The sequence below is a fragment of the Cupriavidus sp. P-10 genome (assembly GCF_003402535.2).
In the GTDB taxonomy this organism is placed as follows: domain Bacteria; phylum Pseudomonadota; class Gammaproteobacteria; order Burkholderiales; family Burkholderiaceae; genus Cupriavidus.
This window is the reverse complement of sequence record NZ_AP025171.1, coordinates 625,408-643,035: the sequence shown is the minus strand read 5'-3', so window position 1 is coordinate 643,035 and position 17,628 is coordinate 625,408. Positions and strand designations below refer to the sequence as shown.

8 protein-coding genes, 2 tRNA genes and 3 rRNA genes are annotated in these 17,628 nt (G+C 62.6%); 7 read left to right on the top strand and 6 right to left on the bottom strand.

Translation table 11 applies throughout. From position 1 onward, the window contains the following. Positions 1-5: 5 nt before the first annotated feature. Positions 6-605 carry a GNAT family N-acetyltransferase gene (locus CTP10_RS20000; RefSeq protein WP_116319879.1) on the bottom strand — a complete coding sequence of 200 codons (600 nt, stop codon included), beginning with the start codon at positions 603-605 and terminating at the stop codon, positions 6-8. Positions 606-695: 90 nt separating this feature from the next. On the opposite strand from CTP10_RS20000, the gene CTP10_RS19995 reads away from it, so the two are divergent. The 6 genes from CTP10_RS19995 to CTP10_RS19970 all read left to right on the top strand — a co-directional run bounded on the left by CTP10_RS19995 (position 696) and on the right by CTP10_RS19970 (position 9,947). Then, the gene (locus CTP10_RS19995) at positions 696-1,166 is read left to right on the top strand and encodes a winged helix-turn-helix transcriptional regulator (protein ID WP_116319907.1); all 471 of its coding nucleotides are present in this window, start codon (positions 696-698) and stop codon (positions 1,164-1,166) included. A gap of 334 nt (positions 1,167-1,500) precedes the next feature. Next, the gene (locus CTP10_RS19990; protein WP_116319880.1) at positions 1,501-2,820 is read left to right on the top strand and encodes an MFS transporter; all 1,320 of its coding nucleotides are present in this window, start codon (positions 1,501-1,503) and stop codon (positions 2,818-2,820) included. A gap of 74 nt (positions 2,821-2,894) precedes the next feature. Continuing rightward, the gene (gene nirB, locus CTP10_RS19985) at positions 2,895-5,456 is read left to right on the top strand and encodes a nitrite reductase large subunit NirB (protein ID WP_116319881.1); all 2,562 of its coding nucleotides are present in this window, start codon (positions 2,895-2,897) and stop codon (positions 5,454-5,456) included. Positions 5,457-5,482: 26 nt separating this feature from the next. Further along, a complete protein-coding gene (gene nirD, locus CTP10_RS19980; protein ID WP_116319882.1) occupies positions 5,483-5,866 on the top strand; it encodes a nitrite reductase small subunit NirD in 384 nt (127 codons plus the stop codon). Positions 5,867-5,941: 75 nt separating this feature from the next. Then, positions 5,942-7,183, top strand: coding sequence for an NAD(P)/FAD-dependent oxidoreductase (locus CTP10_RS19975; protein ID WP_116319883.1), 1,242 nt, complete (start codon positions 5,942-5,944; stop codon positions 7,181-7,183). Between the two features lie 40 nt (positions 7,184-7,223). Then, complete coding sequence (locus CTP10_RS19970) at positions 7,224-9,947, top strand: nitrate reductase (RefSeq protein ID WP_116319884.1); 2,724 nt, start codon at positions 7,224-7,226, stop codon at positions 9,945-9,947. A 392-nt stretch (positions 9,948-10,339) separates the two neighbouring features. Here CTP10_RS19970 and rrf read toward each other — a convergent pair. From rrf to CTP10_RS19945, 5 genes are all read right to left on the bottom strand, one after another. Further along, a 5S ribosomal RNA gene (rrf, locus tag CTP10_RS19965) occupies positions 10,340-10,453 on the bottom strand. Positions 10,454-10,580: 127 nt separating this feature from the next. Continuing rightward, positions 10,581-13,461, bottom strand: a 23S ribosomal RNA gene (locus CTP10_RS19960). 295 nt (positions 13,462-13,756) lie between these two features. Then, positions 13,757-13,832: transfer RNA gene (locus CTP10_RS19955), tRNA-Ala, on the bottom strand. Between the two features lie 12 nt (positions 13,833-13,844). Beyond that, a tRNA-Ile gene (locus tag CTP10_RS19950) sits at positions 13,845-13,921 on the bottom strand. 62 nt (positions 13,922-13,983) lie between these two features. Beyond that, a 16S ribosomal RNA gene (locus CTP10_RS19945) occupies positions 13,984-15,517 on the bottom strand. The 16S, 23S and 5S rRNA genes sit together here with 2 tRNA genes alongside, the layout of an rRNA operon. Before the next feature lie 491 nt (positions 15,518-16,008). Here CTP10_RS19945 and CTP10_RS19940 point away from each other — a divergent pair. Then, the gene (locus CTP10_RS19940) at positions 16,009-17,604 is read left to right on the top strand and encodes a 3'-5' exonuclease family protein (protein WP_116323854.1); all 1,596 of its coding nucleotides are present in this window, start codon (positions 16,009-16,011) and stop codon (positions 17,602-17,604) included. Positions 17,605-17,628 lie beyond the last annotated feature (24 nt).

The window sequence follows — 17,628 nt, the reverse complement described above, 5'->3', positions numbered from 1 at the left end:
AGGGCTCAGGACGCGCCAAACCAGTCCGCCGGCAACCATTGGCCGCTGCTGGCTTCCTCCCGCAGCGTCATCGAGACTTCGTGCAGGAAGCTGTCTTCGGGATTGCGGCGGCTGCTGAAGCCCAGGTCCCGCAGGATCGCCAGCATGCGGCGGTTTTCGCTGAGCACATCGCCGCGCATGGCGCGCAGGCCAGCCGCGCGGGCGTGCTCGCGCAGCCGCGTGATCAGGCGCCGGCCCAGGCCCTGCCCTTGCCAGCCATCGGCGACGACCACCGCAAACTCGGCCACGCGGCCAGTCACCACGTATTCGGCACTGGCGACAATGGCCGGCGTCCCTTGCGCGTCGGGCGCGACCACCACCAGCGCCATGCCACCCGGCACGGGCCGGGCCAGCCCGTCGACGACCTCGTCGACCACCCGCCCACCGGTCAGGAAGCGGAAGTAACGGCTTTCACGCGACAGTCCGTCGATCATGGCGCGCAGTGCGCCGCGATCTTGCTCATGCGTGCGGCGCACCATCACCTGCCCGCCCCGGCCCACCGGCCAGCTTTCTGCGGGTGGTTCGCTGGCTGCGTGCCCTGTCGTCGCTCCGGTCCTGCCTGTCATGCCACACCCCTGAATACATTATCTGTAGCCAGAGTATAGGCGACAACCTGACTTTTGCAAATGAAGTCAGCATGCTATGCTGCCTGCATCATGAACGTCACTGCGTCCGACCTCCGCCAATGCTCGATCGCTGCCACGCTTTCGCTGATCGGTGAAAAGTGGACGATCCTGATCCTGCGCGACGTCTTCCACGGCGTGACGCGCTTCGACGATTTCCTGCGCAGGCTGGAGTGCTCCCCTGCGGTGCTCTCCACGCGGCTCAAGACGCTGACCGAAGCCGGGCTGCTGCGCAAGGTCGGCTACCGCGAGCCGGGCGAGCGCGAGCGCTTCGAGTACCGTCCCACCCGTGCGGCCGTGGAGCTGCTGCCGGTGCTGATCGGCCTGATGCAGTGGGGCGACAGCCACATGACGTCCTGCGGCGAAGGCCCGGTGCAGATCCGCTCGCAGGCCAGCGGCAAGCTGGTACGCGCGGCCCTGGTCGACGAGGACGGCGCGCTGGTGTCTCCGCGCGACATGCAGATCACCCCCGTCGGCCCCCGTCGCACCGAAGGCGAACCGTAAGCCGCATGCGCCCCTTGCTGCGCCGCACCGGCGCGGCACACTGCACTGCACCATGACTGTGCCGGCGATCCGCCGGTCGCCCCAGCACAGCGCATCGGAACTTGCCGCCAGCGCCACTGCGCGCACGAAACCCCTATCCGCCGTCACTTCAAGCTCTGGCACACCCCTTGCGTAATGTAGTCCGGGCCCGTCAACGGCGACCGGCCCACCCCACATAACGCAGCGGCTATCCCATGTAGCGGCTGTCAGGACAACGGCGTCCCCTGAACTGGCTCATCAGACTATCGATGTGTCGGCTCGCGGGACGCCATTTGTTTTTATGGAGCAAGTGACGATGACCGGCAAAGCCACCCGCATCGAGCTGCTGAGCTTGAGCACCCCGCAGATGCGCGCCTTCCACCTGACCTGGATGGCGTTCTTCGTCTGTTTCTTCGCGTGGTTTGCCTGCGCGCCGCTGATGCCGGTCCTCAAGGGCGAGTTCGGCCTGACCCCGGGCCAGATCGCCAACATCAATATCGCGGCGGTGGCCGTGACCATCCTGGTGCGGCTGGTGATCGGCCCGATGTGCGACCGCTTCGGCCCGCGCAAGACCTATACCGGTCTGTTGCTGGTGGGCGCGCTGCCCGTGCTGGGCGTGGCGCTGGCGCAGAACTACGAGACCTTCCTGGTGTTCCGCCTGCTGATCGGCGCGGTCGGTGCCAGCTTCGTCATCACGCAGTACCACACCTCGGTGATGTTCGCGCCCAACGTGGTCGGCACCGCCAACGCGGCCTCGGCCGGCTGGGGCAATGCCGGCGGTGGCGCCGCGCAGGCCATCATGCCGCTGCTGCTGGCCGCGGTGCTGATGCTGGGCGCTGACCATGCACTCGGCTGGCGCTTCGCACTGGTGGTGCCGGGCGTGCTGATGCTGATCATGGCCGTCGTCTACTGGCGCTTCACGCAGGACTGCCCGGAAGGCAACTACTCGGACCTGCGCGCCCGTGGCATCGCGATCACCGGCAAGGATGGCGGCAAGGGCGGCGGCTGGGCCAGCTTCCGCGCCGCCAGCGCCAACTATCGCGTGTGGCTGCTGTTCATCACCTACGGTGCCTGCTTCGGCGTGGAAATCTTCATCCACAACATTGCCGCCTCCTACTACGTGGACCGTTTCGGCCTGAGCCTGAAGGCCGCAGGCATGGCTGCCGCCAGCTTCGGCCTGCTGGCGCTGTTTGCCCGCGCCCTGGGTGGCTGGCTGTCGGACAAGGCAGCCCGCCGCCGCGGCCTGGATGCACGTGCCACGCTGCTGTTCGTCCTGATCATGGGCGAAGGCCTGGGCCTGCTGTGGTTCGCGCAGGCCGGCAGCGTGACGCTGGCCGTGGTCGCGATGCTGCTGTTCGGCCTGTTCACCCACATGGCCTGCGGCGCGACCTACGCCCTGGTGCCCTTTATCGACCGCAAGGCGCTTGGCGGCGTGGCCGGGATCATCGGCGCGGGCGGCAACGTTGGCGCCGTCGCCGCGGGCTTCCTGCTCAAGGGCCTGGGCGACCTGCAGCACACGCTGACCGTGCTGGGCGTGCTGGCCACCATCGCTGCCCTGTGCGCCATCGCCATCCGCTTCAGCGCCGAGCACAAGGCCCAGGAGCAGGCGCTGTACGACAGCGCGCTGGCCAACTGATTTCAAGCATCGCCCCCACGGCACCCCACAGCACATCAAGCAGCAAAGACTGACTACCGGACAAGGAAAGCATCATGAAACTGATCATCGTCGGCCACGGCATGGTAGGTCACAAGTTCCTGGAATCGCTGGCGGAAGCCGGTGCAGAAAACCTGGAAGTGACCGTCCTGTGCGAAGAACCGCGTCCCGCCTACGATCGCGTGCACCTGTCCGAGTTCTTCTCCGGCAAGTCGGCCGAAGACCTGTCGCTGGTGCCGGCAGGCTTCTTCGAGCAGCACAACAACATGCTGCTGCGCCTGAACGCCCGTGCGGTCGAGATCGACCGCGCCGCGCGCACGGTCAAGGTCTCCACCGGCGAGACCCTGTCCTATGACAAGCTGATCCTCGCCACCGGCTCCTACCCGTTCGTGCCGCCGGTGCCAGGAAAGGACCGCAAGGACTGCTTCGTCTATCGCACCATCGAAGACCTGGAAGCGATGCAGGAATGCGGCGCGCGCTCGAAAACCGGCGTGGTGATCGGCGGCGGCCTGCTCGGCCTGGAATGCGCCAAGGCGCTGCGCGACATGGGCCTGGAGACGCATGTGGTGGAATTCGCGCCGCGCCTGATGGCGGTGCAGGTCGACGAAGGCGGCGGCCGCATGCTGCGCCAGAAGATCGCAGGCCTGGGCGTGACCGCCCACACCGGCAAGAACACCGTCGAGATCGTCGACGGCGAGGACGGCACCCATCGCATGGTGTTCGCCGACGGCACGCATCTCGACACCGACATGATCGTGTTCTCGGCCGGCATCCGCCCGCGCGACGAACTGGCGCGCGCCAGCGGCCTGGAAGTCGGTGCGCGCGGCGGCATCTCGGTCGACAACAACTGCCGCACCTCCGACCCGGACATCTACGCGATCGGCGAATGCGCGCTGTGGGACGGCAAGATCTACGGCCTGGTGGCCCCGGGCTACGACATGGCCCGCGTGGCCGCGCGCCACCTGCGCGGCGAAGCCGCCGAGTTTGCCGGCGCCGACATGAGCACCAAGCTCAAGCTGATGGGCGTAGACGTGGCCAGCATCGGCGACCCGCACGGCACCGTGCCGGGCGCGCGCATCTACCAGTTCAGCGACGACCGCAAGGAGGTCTACAAGAAGCTGGTGGTGTCTGATTGCGGCAAGTACCTGCTGGGCGGCGTGCTGATCGGCGATGCCAGCGAATACGGCACGCTGCTGCAGATGATGCTCAACAAGATCGAGCTGCCCGAATCGCCGGAATTCCTGATCCTGCCGGACAGCAGCGGCAAGGCCAAGCCGGCGCTGGGCGCCGACGCGCTGCCCGACACCGCGCAGATCTGCTCCTGCAACAACGTCTCCAAGGGCGAGATCTGCGGCGCCGTGTGCGACGGCGCCACCAGCATCGGCGCGCTCAAGACCTGCACCAAGGCCGGCACCGCCTGCGGCGGCTGCGTGCCGCTGGTCACGCAGATCATGAAAGCCGAGATGAAGAAGCAAGGGATGGCGGTCAACAACCACCTCTGCGAGCACTTCCCCTTCTCGCGCCAGGAGCTCTACCACCTGGTGCGCGTGGGCAAGTTCAAGAGCTTCGACGCGCTGCTGGAAGCGCACGGCAAGGGCATAGGCTGCGATATCTGCAAGCCGACGGTGGGCAGCATCCTGGCTTCGTGCTGGAACGAGTTCGTGCTGAAGGAAGAGCACGCCAGCCTGCAGGACTCCAACGACTACTACCTGGCCAACATCCAGAAGGACGGCACCTATTCGGTGGTGCCGCGCATGCCGGGCGGCGAAGTCACGCCCGAGGGCCTGATCGCGGTCGGCCAGGTGGCCAAGAAGTACGGCCTGTACACCAAGATCACCGGCGGCCAGCGCGTGGATCTGTTTGGTGCACGCGCCGAGGAGCTGCCCTTTATCTGGGAAGAGCTGATCGCCGCCGGCTTTGAATCGGGCCATGCCTACGGCAAGTCGTTGCGCACGGTGAAGTCGTGCGTGGGCTCCACATGGTGCCGTTATGGCGTGGGCGATTCGGTCGGCCTCGCCGTCGAGCTGGAGAACCGCTACAAGGGCCTGCGCGCGCCGCACAAGATCAAGTTCGGCGTGTCCGGCTGTACCCGCGAATGCGCCGAGGCGCAGGGCAAGGACGTGGGCGTGATCGCCACCGACAAGGGCTGGAACCTGTACGTGTGCGGCAACGGCGGCATGAAGCCGCGCCACGCCGAACTGCTGGCCAGCGACCTCGACCACGACACGCTGGTCCGCTACATCGACCGCTTCCTGATGTTCTACGTGCGCACCGCCGACCGACTGCAGCGCACCAGCGTCTGGCGCGACAACCTCGAAGGCGGCCTGGACTACCTGAAGGCCGTGGTGCTGGACGACAAGCTCGGCATCGCCGCCGAGCTGGAGACCGAAATGCAGCACGTGGTCGACACCTATGAAGACGAGTGGAAGAAGGCCGTGACCGATCCCGAAACGCGCAAGCGCTTCCGCCATTTCGTCAACAGCGACCGCCGCGACGACAACCTGGTCTTTATCGAAGAACGCGGCCAGATCCGCCCGGCATCGCCGGAGGAACGGAAATTGCAGCGCTCCCGGCTGGGCCACATTCCCGTGGTCGCCGTGCCCGCAAAAGCAGCCTGATCGTGCAAGCATTCAAGGAGAACGTGATGAGCCATCCCCACCATCCCGAAACCTGGACCGCGGTCTGCACCGTTCGCGATATCGTGCCCAATACTGGTGTATGCGCACTGGTCGACGACAAGCAGATCGCCGTGTTCCGCATCGGCCGCGGCGAAGAGGTCTACGCCATCGATAACTTCGATCCCAACTCGCAAGCCGCGGTGCTGTCGCGCGGGCTGGTTGGCAACCTGGGAGAGCGCCTGGTAGTGGCCTCGCCCATCTACAAGCACCACTTCGACCTGCGCACCGGCGAATGCCTGGAAGCGCCGGAGCAGTCGGTCAACGCCTACGGCGCGCGCGTCTACGACGGCAAAGTGTGGGTCGCGGCCAGCGTGGTGATGCGCGAGGCCGAGGAAGAGCTGGCCGCCTGATCCCTTCTACCCACCCTTACGTCGCGCCCCCGAATGTTCCCCAACGCCTTCCAGCCCAGCCACGGAGATACCGGCATGACGCCATCCGATTCCAACCAAGCCCGTCCGCGCCTGGTCGTCGTCGGCAACGGCATGGCCGGCATGCGTACCGTCGAGGAACTGCTCAAGCTCGCCCCGGACCTGTACGACATCACGGTGTTTGGCGCCGAGCCGCACGGCAACTACAACCGCATCCTGCTGTCGCCGGTGCTGGCTGGCGAGAAGACGGTGGCGGACATCATGCTCAACACGCGCGAGTGGTATGAGGAAAACGGCATCGAGCTGCTCGCCGGCGACCCCGTGGTGTCGATTGACCGCCCGCGCCGCGTGGTGCGTTCCGCCTCGGGACGCGAAGTGCGCTATGACCGCCTGCTGCTGGCCACCGGCTCCAAGCCGTTCATCATCCCGGTGCCTGGGCACCAGCTCGAGGGCGTGATCGCCTTCCGCGACATCCAGGACGTCGAGACCATGCTGCATGCCGCGCGCAATCATCGCCACGCGGTGGTGATCGGCGGCGGCCTGCTCGGCCTGGAAGCGGCCAACGGCCTGCTGCGCCAGGGCATGGACGTGACCGTGGTGCACCTGGCCGACAGCCTGATGGAACGCCAGCTCGACAAGCCCGCCGCCACGCTGCTCAAGGGAGCGCTGGAACGCAAGGGCCTGCGTTTCCTGCTAGGCGCGCAGACGGCGGAAATCCTCGGTACCGAGCGCGTCACCGGCGTGCGCTTCAAGGACGGCACCGAAATCCCCGCCGACCTGGTGGTGATGACCGCCGGCGTAAAGCCCAACATCGAACTGGCCGCCAGTGCCGGCCTGCACTGCGAGCGCGCCATCGTCGTCGACGACACGCTGCAGACCTACGATCCGCGCATCTATGCCGTCGGCGAGTGCGTGCAGCATCGCCAGGCCACCTTCGGGCTGGTCGCGCCGATCTGGGACCAGGCGCGCGTGTGCGCTGCCCATCTCGCCGGCGCCGGCCATCGCCGCTACGTGCAGCAGGCCACCGCGACTAAACTGAAAGTGACCGGCGTCGACCTGTATTCCGCTGGCGATTTCATCGGTATTGAAGGCTCCGAAGACCTGGTGCTGCGCGACGCGCGCCGCGGCGTCTACAAGCGCCTGGTGCTGCAGGACGGCTGCCTGGTCGGCGCCGTGCTGTACGGCGACGTGCAGGACGGCCCGTGGTATTTCGACATGATCCAGCGGCGCACGCCGGTTGGCGCGCTGCGCCAGCGCCTGCTGTTTGGCAAGGCGCAGTGCGAAGCGCTCGCTGCCTGAGCATGAACAAAGCTATATAACGCCCCCGCACGGAGAACGCGTGAACCTGTCCGACATCCCGGTTGTATCTGCAACCCTGACCACTACCACCGCCACGACCTGCCCGTACTGCGGCGTCGGCTGCGGCGTGCGTGCCACCGTGCGCGCCGACGGCCAGGTCGAGATCGCGGGTGACGCGCAGCATCCGTCCAACCACGGCCGGCTCTGCGTCAAGGGCTCGGCGCTGGGCGAGACCGTGGACCTGGAAGGCCGCCTGCTCCATCCCAAGCTGCGCGATGCCAATGGCCAGTTGCAGCAGGTATCCTGGGACCATGCGCTCGATACCGTGGCGCAGGGCTTCAGCGACATCATCCGCCGCCATGGTCCCGACTCGGTCGCGCTCTATGTCTCGGGCCAGTTGCTGACCGAGGACTACTACGTCGCCAACAAGCTGATGAAGGGCTTCATCGGCAGCGCCAATATCGACACCAACTCGCGCCTGTGCATGTCATCGGCCGTCGCCGGCCACAAGCGCGCATTCGGCGAAGACCTGGTACCGGGCAGCTATGAAGACCTGGAACTGGCCGACCTGGTGGTGCTGGTGGGTTCCAACACCGCGTGGTGCCACCCGATCCTGTTCCAGCGCCTGTCCAAGGCCAAGGAAGCGCGCCCCGAGATGAAGATCGTGGCGATCGACCCGCGCCGCACCGCCACCTGCGAACTGGCCGACCTGCACCTGGCGGTTCGCCCGGGAACTGACGTATGGCTGTTCAATGGCCTGCTCAGCTACCTGGCGCGCGAAGGCCGCGCCGATGCGGCCTTCATCGCCGCAAGCACTGCCGGACTGGACCAGGCCCTGCAGGCAGCCGATGTCGATTGCGCCGATCCGGCCGCCGTCGCCCGCGCCTGCAAGCTCGGCGTGCAGGATGTACTGGACTTCTATGCCCTGTTCGCCGGCACGGAAAAGACCGTGACCGCGTTCTCGCAGGGCGTCAACCAGTCCTCCGCCGGCACTGACAAGGTCAATAGCATCATCAACTGCCACCTGCTGACCGGCCGCATCGGCCGGCCCGGCATGGGCCCGTTCTCGCTGACCGGGCAGCCCAACGCCATGGGTGGGCGCGAGGTCGGCGGCCTGGCCAACATGCTGGCCGCGCATATGGAGCTGGCCAACCCGCTGCATCGCGACGTGGTGCAGAGCTTCTGGCAGTCGCCAGTGGTGGCGGACCGCACCGGCCTGAAGGCGGTGGAATTGTTCGAAGCGATCGAAGCCGGCCGCGTCAAGGCAGTCTGGGTGATCGCCACCAACCCGGTGGTCAGCCTGCCCGACGCCGACCAGGTGCGCCGCGCACTCGCCAAGTGCGAACTGGTAGTGGCCAGCGACATCATCGAACGCACCGACACCAACGCAGGCGCGCACGTGCTGCTGCCCGCGCTGGGCTGGGGCGAGAAGGACGGCACCGTCACCAACTCCGAACGCCGCATTTCGCGCCAGCGCGCCTTCCTGGCCGCACCGGCCGAAGCCCGCGCCGACTGGGACATCCTGTGCGACGTGGCACGCCGCATGGGCTTCAACGGCTTCGACTATGCCGGGCCGCACGAGATCTTTGACGAGCACGCACGCCTGAGCGCCTGGCGCAACGACGACGCGCCGCGCGTGTTCGATATCGGCGGACTGGCCGGCCTGGACAAGGCCCGCTATGACAGTCTGGAGCCGGTCCAATGGCCAGTCCCTGCCAATGGCGCGGCCGATTCGCAACGACTGTTTGGCGATGGCCGCTATGCGCACGCTGACGGCCTGGCCCACTTTGTCGCCACGCCGACGCGCGCGCCCGCCAACGCGCCGGACGACGAATTCCCGCTGATCCTGAACACTGGCCGCGTGCGTGACCAGTGGCACACCATGACGCGTACCGGCAAGTCGGCGCGGCTGGCCGACCACCTGCCCGAGCCCTTTGTCGACATGCATCCGCAGGATGCGCTGCTGTGCGGCGTGGGCGAAGGCAAACTGGCGCGCGTCAGCACCCGCTGGGGCGCGATGGTGGCGCGCGTACGCCATGGCGGTGGTATTCCGCGTGGCAGCGTGTTCGTGCCGATCCACTGGAACGGGCAGTTCAGTTCTGATGCGCGCGTGGGTGCGCTGGTCAATCCGGTGGTCGATCCGGTTTCCGGCGAGCCGGAATTCAAGCACACGCCCGTGCGGGTTGAGCCGTTTGGCGTCAGCTGGCACGGCTTCGTGCTGAGCCGGAGCGAGCTGCCGGCCGAGGCGCTGACATACTGGACGCGCGTGCAAGGCCGCCAATTCCAGCGCTACGAATTTGCCGGCCGCGAAGCCGTTGCCGACCGTGCCTCGTGGGCGCGTGAACTGCTCGGCGTGGCGGATCCGGACGCGGACTGGCTCGAATATGAAGACCGCACTGCGGGCGTCTACCACGCTGGCTATGTCGTCAACGACCGGCTTGAAGCCTGCGTCTATGTGTCGACCCGGCCCGAATTGCCGTCGCGGTCATGGCTGTCAGGCTTGTTTGGTCGCGAGCGGCTGGAAGATGCGGATCGCATCGGCCTGCTGCTCGGCCAGCCGATGGAGAAAGGTGCCGATGCAGGGCCGACGGTATGCTCGTGCTTTGGCGTGGGGCGTAACACCATTTGCGATGCTGTCCGGAAGCACGATTTGAAGACGCCAGCTGAGATCACCGCCTGCGTCAAGGCCGGCGGCAACTGTGGATCTTGTGTGCCGGAACTCAAGAAGTTGCTGGTGGAGATTCGGGTGGTTGAAACGGCCTGAGGGCTTTGGTCGCTGTTGGCGAGATGCTTTTTGGCTTTTGGACTCTGCCACGCCAAGACCTTCGTAGTCGATCGCCCTGGTCGCCAAGCCTGGCTGCCCAACCAGAACCCGCGCGTAGCGCAGCCGAAGGCGTCCCACCGACGCCCTCGTTAGCAGGTGGCCACCACCCACCCTGCTTCGGGTTCGTTCAATAGTCCGTTGCCGCAGGCACCCTCCCGGGAGCGTAGCAAGTTCGAACGGGCACCCGCGCTCAGGCGGCTCAACGGCCGACAACATGTCACCAAATCACCAAATACGACATGTCTCCGCAAAACCGCCCAGAATCCAATTCGAAAATCCCAAAGCAAAAACCCCTCGCAGCACACGCTGTCGAGGGGTTTTGCACAATAAGAGCCTGGCGATGACCTACTTTCACACGGGTAATCCGCACTATCATCGGCGCGGAGTCGTTTCACGGACCTGTTCGGGATGGGAAGGGGTGGTTCCAACTCGCTATGGTCACCAGGCATAAGGGGGTGCAGCGCTGAGGTTGAGGCCAACGCTGCGAATCGGGATGTAGTCTTGGGTTGTGCGTATTGTGCCAACCGAGGGCACCGACACGATCACACACACCAGGTGAAACACACTGGTTATAGGATCAAGCCTTACGGGCAATTAGTACTGGTTAGCTTAACGCATTACTGCGCTTCCACACCCAGCCTATCAACGTCCTGGTCTCGAACGACCCTTCAAGGAGGTCAAGCCTCCAGGGAATCCTCATCTTCAGGCGAGTTTCCCGCTTAGATGCTTTCAGCGGTTATCTCTTCCGTACATAGCTACCCTGCGATGCCTCTGGCGAGACAACAGGTACACCAGCGGTACGTCCACTCCGGTCCTCTCGTACTAGGAGCAGCCCCCGTCAAGATTCCAACGCCCACGGCAGATAGGGACCAAACTGTCTCACGACGTTTTAAACCCAGCTCACGTACCTCTTTAAATGGCGAACAGCCATACCCTTGGGACCGGCTACAGCCCCAGGATGAGATGAGCCGACATCGAGGTGCCAAACACCGCCGTCGATATGAACTCTTGGGCGGTATCAGCCTGTTATCCCCAGAGTACCTTTTATCCGTTGAGCGATGGCCCTTCCATTCAGAACCACCGGATCACTATGTCCTGCTTTCGCACCTGCTCGACTTGTCGGTCTCGCAGTTAAGCACGCTTTTGCCATTGCACTTTAGGTACGATGTCCGACCGTACCAAGCGTACCTTCGAACTCCTCCGTTACACTTTGGGAGGAGACCGCCCCAGTCAAACTGCCTACCATGCACTGTCCCCGACCCGGATTCACGGGCCAAGGTTAGAACCTCAAACAAACCAGGGTGGTATTTCAAGGACGGCTCCACGTGAACTAGCGTCCACGCTTCAAAGCCTCCCACCTATCCTACACAGATCGGTTCAAAGTCCAATGCAAAGCTACAGTAAAGGTTCATGGGGTCTTTCCGTCTAGCCGCGGGGAGATTGCATCATCACAAACACTTCAACTTCGCTGAGTCTCGGGAGGAGACAGTGTGGCCATCGTTACGCCATTCGTGCAGGTCGGAACTTACCCGACAAGGAATTTCGCTACCTTAGGACCGTTATAGTTACGGCCGCCGTTTACCGGGACTTCAATCAAGAGCTTGCACCCCATCATTTAATCTTCCGGCACCGGGCAGGCGTCACACCCTATACGTCCACTTTCGTGTTTGCAGAGTGCTGTGTTTTTATTAAACAGTCGCAGCCACCATTTTATTGCAACCCCTTCACCCTTCTGGCGCAGGCCAGTCAAGCTACCAGGGCGTACCTTATCCCGAAGTTACGGTACCAATTTGCCGAGTTCCTTCTCCCGAGTTCTCTCAAGCGCCTTAGAATACTCATCTCGCCCACCTGTGTCGGTTTGCGGTACGGTCTCGTATGACTGAAGCTTAGAGGCTTTTCTTGGAACCACTTCCAATTGCTTCGCAGCACTAGGCCGCTCGCCCCACATCCTTGAATTCCGCGCCCGGATTTGCCTAAGCGCCTTCTCCAATGCAGGGACCGGGACTTCCAACACCCGGACAACCTTCCGCGATCCGTCCCCCCATCGCATCATACGACGGTGCAGGAATATTAACCTGCTTCCCATCAGCTACGCATCTCTGCCTCGCCTTAGGGGCCGACTCACCCTACGCCGATGAACGTTGCGTAGGAAACCTTGGGCTTACGGCGAGGGGGCCTTTCACCCCCTTTATCGCTACTCATGTCAGCATTCGCACTTCTGATACCTCCAGCATCCTTTACAAGACACCTTCACAGGCTTACAGAACGCTCTCCTACCACGCACATTGCTGTGCGTCCGCAGCTTCGGTATATAGCTTAGCCCCGTTACATCTTCCGCGCAGGACGACTCGATCAGTGAGCTATTACGCTTTCTTTAAAGGGTGGCTGCTTCTAAGCCAACCTCCTGACTGTTTTAGCCTTCCCACTTCGTTTCCCACTTAGCTATATTTGGGGACCTTAGCTGGCGGTCTGGGTTGTTTCCCTCTTGACACCGGACGTTAGCACCCGATGTCTGTCTCCCGTGATTGCACTCTTCGGTATTCGGAGTTTGCTATGGCGGGGTAATCAGCAATAGACCCCCCAACCATGACAGTGCTCTACCCCCGAAGGTGACACACGAGGCACTACCTAAATAGTTTTCGGAGAGAACCAGCTATTTCCAGATTTGTTTAGCCTTTCACCCCTATCCACAGCTCATCCCCTAACTTTTCAACGTTAGTGGGTTCGGTCCTCCAGTACGTGTTACCGCACCTTCAACCTGGCCATGGATAGATCATCTGGTTTCGGGTCTACACCCAGCGACTCAACGCCCTGTTCGGACTCGCTTTCGCTACGCCTGCCCTAATCGGTTAAGCTTGCCACTGAATGTAAGTCGCTGACCCATTATACAAAAGGTACGCCGTCACCCGTTGCCAGGCTCCGACTGTTTGTATGCATGCGGTTTCAGGATCTATTTCACTCCCCTCCCGGGGTTCTTTTCGCCTTTCCCTCACGGTACTGGTTCACTATCGGTCGATCACGAGTATTTAGCCTTGGAGGATGGTCCCCCCATCTTCAGACAGGATTTCACGTGTCCCGCCCTACTTGTCGTACACCTAGTTCCACAACGCTGTTTTCGCATACAGGGCTATCACCTGCTATGGCCGGGCTTTCCATCCCGTTCTGCTAACAATGCTGCTAAAGAGTACAAGGCTGTTCCCATTTCGTTCGCCACTACTCTGGGAATCTCGGTTGATTTCTGTTCCTGCAGCTACTTAGATGTTTCAGTTCGCCGCGTTCGCTTCCCTGACCTATGTATTCAGTCAGGGATGACCCATACGGGCCGGGTTTCCCCATTCGGACATCTCCGGATCAAAGCTTGTTTGCCAGCTCCCCGAAGCTTTTCGCAGGCTACCGCGTCCTTCATCGCCTGTGATCGCCAAGGCATCCACCACATGCACTTGTTCGCTTGACCCTATAACAAGTGTGTCTCGTCGACACGCTCACTACAGGTTGAGTTCTCGCATTTGTGCCGTATTCCAAGTCATCTTTCGATCACTTAAATACATTTTGGTTGATACAATCACAACCCGGTATCGCGTTGGGTACTGCAGCGTCTCATCAACGCTCGCGCGACACCTTTACTACATCCCATATTGTTAAAGAACAGCCGATCGTTCCGATCGCTTGGCAATGCCAAATGCAAACGCTCAATCCTTAAGCGCTTGCATTTGACCACCAATCCAAGATAACCAGACCCATCGAAGCGATGGTGGAGGATGACGGGATCGAACCGACGACCCCCTGCTTGCAAAGCAGGTGCTCTCCCAGCTGAGCTAATCCCCCGCATGGATAACTTGGTGGGTCTGGTAGGACTTGAACCTACGACCCCCGCCTTATCAAGACGGTGCTCTAACCACCTGAGCTACAGACCCTTGGCTGTAACAGCAAACAAACCGATAAGTGTGAACGCTAGGCTTGAGACACAAGCCTCTAGAAAGGAGGTGATCCAGCCGCACCTTCCGATACGGCTACCTTGTTACGACTTCACCCCAGTCATGAACCCTGCCGTGGTAATCGCCCTCCTTGCGGTTAGGCTAACTACTTCTGGCAAAACCCACTCCCATGGTGTGACGGGCGGTGTGTACAAGACCCGGGAACGTATTCACCGCGGCATGCTGATCCGCGATTACTAGCGATTCCAGCTTCACGTAGTCGAGTTGCAGACTACGATCCGGACTACGATGCGTTTTCTGGGATTAGCTCCCCCTCGCGGGTTGGCAACCCTCTGTACGCACCATTGTATGACGTGTGAAGCCCTACCCATAAGGGCCATGAGGACTTGACGTCATCCCCACCTTCCTCCGGTTTGTCACCGGCAGTCTCTCTAGAGTGCTCTTGCGTAGCAACTAGAGACAAGGGTTGCGCTCGTTGCGGGACTTAACCCAACATCTCACGACACGAGCTGACGACAGCCATGCAGCACCTGTGTCCACTTTCCCTTTCGGGCACCTGATGCATCTCTGCTTCGTTAGTGGCATGTCAAGGGTAGGTAAGGTTTTTCGCGTTGCATCGAATTAATCCACATCATCCACCGCTTGTGCGGGTCCCCGTCAATTCCTTTGAGTTTTAATCTTGCGACCGTACTCCCCAGGCGGTCAACTTCACGCGTTAGCTACGTTACTGAAGAAATGAATCCCCAACAACTAGTTGACATCGTTTAGGGCGTGGACTACCAGGGTATCTAATCCTGTTTGCTCCCCACGCTTTCGTGCATGAGCGTCAGTGACGTCCCAGGGGGCTGCCTTCGCCATCGGTATTCCTCCACATCTCTACGCATTTCACTGCTACACGTGGAATTCTACCCCCCTCTGACATACTCTAGCCTGACAGTCACAAGCGCCATTCCCAAGTTAAGCTCGGGGATTTCACGCCTGTCTTATCAAACCGCCTGCGCACGCTTTACGCCCAGTAATTCCGATTAACGCTCGCACCCTACGTATTACCGCGGCTGCTGGCACGTAGTTAGCCGGTGCTTATTCTTCCGGTACCGTCATCGACCCCGGGTATTAACCAGAGCCATTTCTTTCCGGACAAAAGTGCTTTACAACCCGAAGGCCTTCTTCACACACGCGGCATTGCTGGATCAGGGTTGCCCCCATTGTCCAAAATTCCCCACTGCTGCCTCCCGTAGGAGTCTGGGCCGTGTCTCAGTCCCAGTGTGGCTGATCGTCCTCTCAGACCAGCTACTGATCGTCGCCTTGGTAGGCTCTTACCCCACCAACTAGCTAATCAGACATCGGCCGCTCCTGTCGCGCGAGGCCGTTACCGGTCCCCCGCTTTCACCCTCAGGTCGTATGCGGTATTAGCTAATCTTTCGACTAGTTATCCCCCACGACAGGGCACGTTCCGATGTATTACTCACCCGTTCGCCACTCGCCACCAGGCCGAAGCCCGTGCTGCCGTTCGACTTGCATGTGTAAGGCATGCCGCCAGCGTTCAATCTGAGCCAGGATCAAACTCTTCAGTTCAATCTCTGTGTGGAAGCCTCGCGGCTCCCTCGCTCTTTCGAGCGGTCGCTCACTCTCAGAAAACTGACTGACCAGATCCGAAGACCCAGTCACGTTTTGCTGTGCGAGCACTGTATAACTTGTGAAGCAGCACCGTCCGAAGACAGTGGCGTCCGCTACCCAGCGCCCACACTTATCGGTTGTTTGTTTGTTAAAGAACTACGCTCACCGGCTTTGCCGTTCAGCGCGCTGCGTTGTCTGCAGCAGAGAAACGAGATTATGCAGAGCTTTCTTCGTTTCGTCAACCGTTTCAGCAAGCTTTTTTTGCTGCGGTCAGCGCTGCAAACTTCGCTGCGCCAACCTCCCGGTCGACCCCGCAACCCTTGCCAGTGCTGCCTTGCAGCGCTGCGTTGTGTTGCGAGGGGGCGAATATTAAGCGACGCCAACGGGCTTGGCAAGGGGTTTCGGAAAACTTCTTCGTGCCGCCATCGCTGGGCACTTAAAATCGGCTGATGCCGGATATGCCTACTTACCTGCCGTCGCGCATGCCCGCGGATGGCAAACACTTTGCAGATGCCCTGGCGCTCGCCACGGCGCTGTCGCGGCCGATCGTTTTCGTCGACCTGGAAACCACCGGTGCCGATGCCCAGCGTGACCGGATCACCGAGATCGGCGTCGTCGAGGTCGGCCCGGACGGGATTACAGAATGGGACACGTTGCTGGACCCCGGCATGGGGATCCCGCCGTTTATCCAGCGCATGACCGGCATCTCCGACGAAATGGTGCGCGGACAGCCAACGTTCGAGTCACTCGCCGAGCCACTTGCAGAGCGCCTGCAGGGCCGTCTTTTCGTGGCCCATAACGCCCGCTTCGACTATGGCTTCCTGAAGAATGCCTTCCGGCGCGCCGGCGTCACATTCCGTGCGGATGTGCTGTGCACGATACGCCTGTCGCGCTCGCTGTACCCATCCGTGGAACGCCATGGCCTCGATGCGCTGATTGCCCGCTTTGGCCTGACGCCCAAGGGCCGCCACCGCGCCCTGGCCGATGCCGAACTGCTCTGGCAGTTCTGGCAGAAGATCCACGACACCTATTCGGTCGAACTGGTCGAATCCGCAGTGCGCTCCCTGGTACGACGCGCCAGCCTGCCCGCAGGTCTGGACGAGACCGCGCTGGAAGACGTGCCTGCCACCCCGGGTGTCTATATCTTCTATGGCGACGACGACGTCCCGCTGTACGTAGGCAAGAGCGTGCACCTGCGCCAGCGCATCGGCGCCCATTTCTCCGGGGACTACCGCTACGGCAAGGATATGCGGCTGGCGCGGCTGGTGCGCCGGGTCGAGTGGCGCGAGACCGGCGGCGAGACCGGCGCGCTGCTGCTCGAAGCCAGGCTGGTCAAGGCGATGCAGCCTGTCCATAACCAGCTGCTGCGCAGCAATGCCCGGCTCTACGCATGGGAGCTGCCGCCGCAGTTGCCAGTGCCGCGCCTGCGCACCAGCCGTGACACCGATTTCTGCCGGCACCGCGATCTGTTCGGCGCCTTCGGCAGCCGCGGCGCGGCCGAGGCGCGCTTGCGTGCGCTGGCCGAAGAACACGGATTGTGCATGGCAACGCTGTCACTGGAAAAGACCACGCGCCGGGGCAGCCCCTGCTTCGCGCGGCAGGTCCACCGCTGCGCCGGCGCATGCGTCGGCGCCGAGCCGTCCGCCGCGCACCGCGCCCGGATGGCCACCGCACTGGAAACGCTGGCACTGGTGGCGTGGCCTTTCGATGGCCCCGTGGCATGGCGCGAGGAACATGCCGGACGCGCGTGGTGGCATGTCGCCAGCGACTGGTGCTATCTGGGTTGCGCAGCCACGCTGGACGAGGCCCGCGCACTGGCCGATGCACCGGCGCACTTCGACCTGGACACCTACCATATCCTGGCCCCGCGCATGGCACAGTGGATGCCGGAAACGGTCCCGCTGCCGGTAGCGAGCCTGTTCGAGCTGACTCCGCCGGCCATGCCGCAGGACGTGGTGCGGCCGGCGCGCGCCGCATCCGGGCCCGCCCCACGCAGGCCCACCCGCGTGGCCGGACAGCAAACCCTGGACCTGTTCGCCGACTGAACCGCGCCGCCGGCTGCCGGGTGT

What these genes read in the sequence shown, in the direction of transcription:
- CTP10_RS20000 (WP_116319879.1), bottom strand. Translation starts at nt 605, where the DNA reads ATGACAGGCAGGACCGGAGCGACGACAGGGCACGCAGCCAGCGAACCA.
- CTP10_RS19995 (WP_116319907.1), top strand. Translation starts at nt 696, where the DNA reads ATGAACGTCACTGCGTCCGACCTCCGCCAATGCTCGATCGCTGCCACG.
- CTP10_RS19990 (WP_116319880.1), top strand. Translation starts at nt 1,501, where the DNA reads ATGACCGGCAAAGCCACCCGCATCGAGCTGCTGAGCTTGAGCACCCCG.
- nirB (WP_116319881.1), top strand. Translation starts at nt 2,895, where the DNA reads ATGAAACTGATCATCGTCGGCCACGGCATGGTAGGTCACAAGTTCCTG.
- nirD (WP_116319882.1), top strand. Translation starts at nt 5,483, where the DNA reads ATGAGCCATCCCCACCATCCCGAAACCTGGACCGCGGTCTGCACCGTT.
- CTP10_RS19975 (WP_116319883.1), top strand. Translation starts at nt 5,942, where the DNA reads ATGACGCCATCCGATTCCAACCAAGCCCGTCCGCGCCTGGTCGTCGTC.
- CTP10_RS19940 (WP_116323854.1), top strand. Translation starts at nt 16,009, where the DNA reads ATGCCGGATATGCCTACTTACCTGCCGTCGCGCATGCCCGCGGATGGC.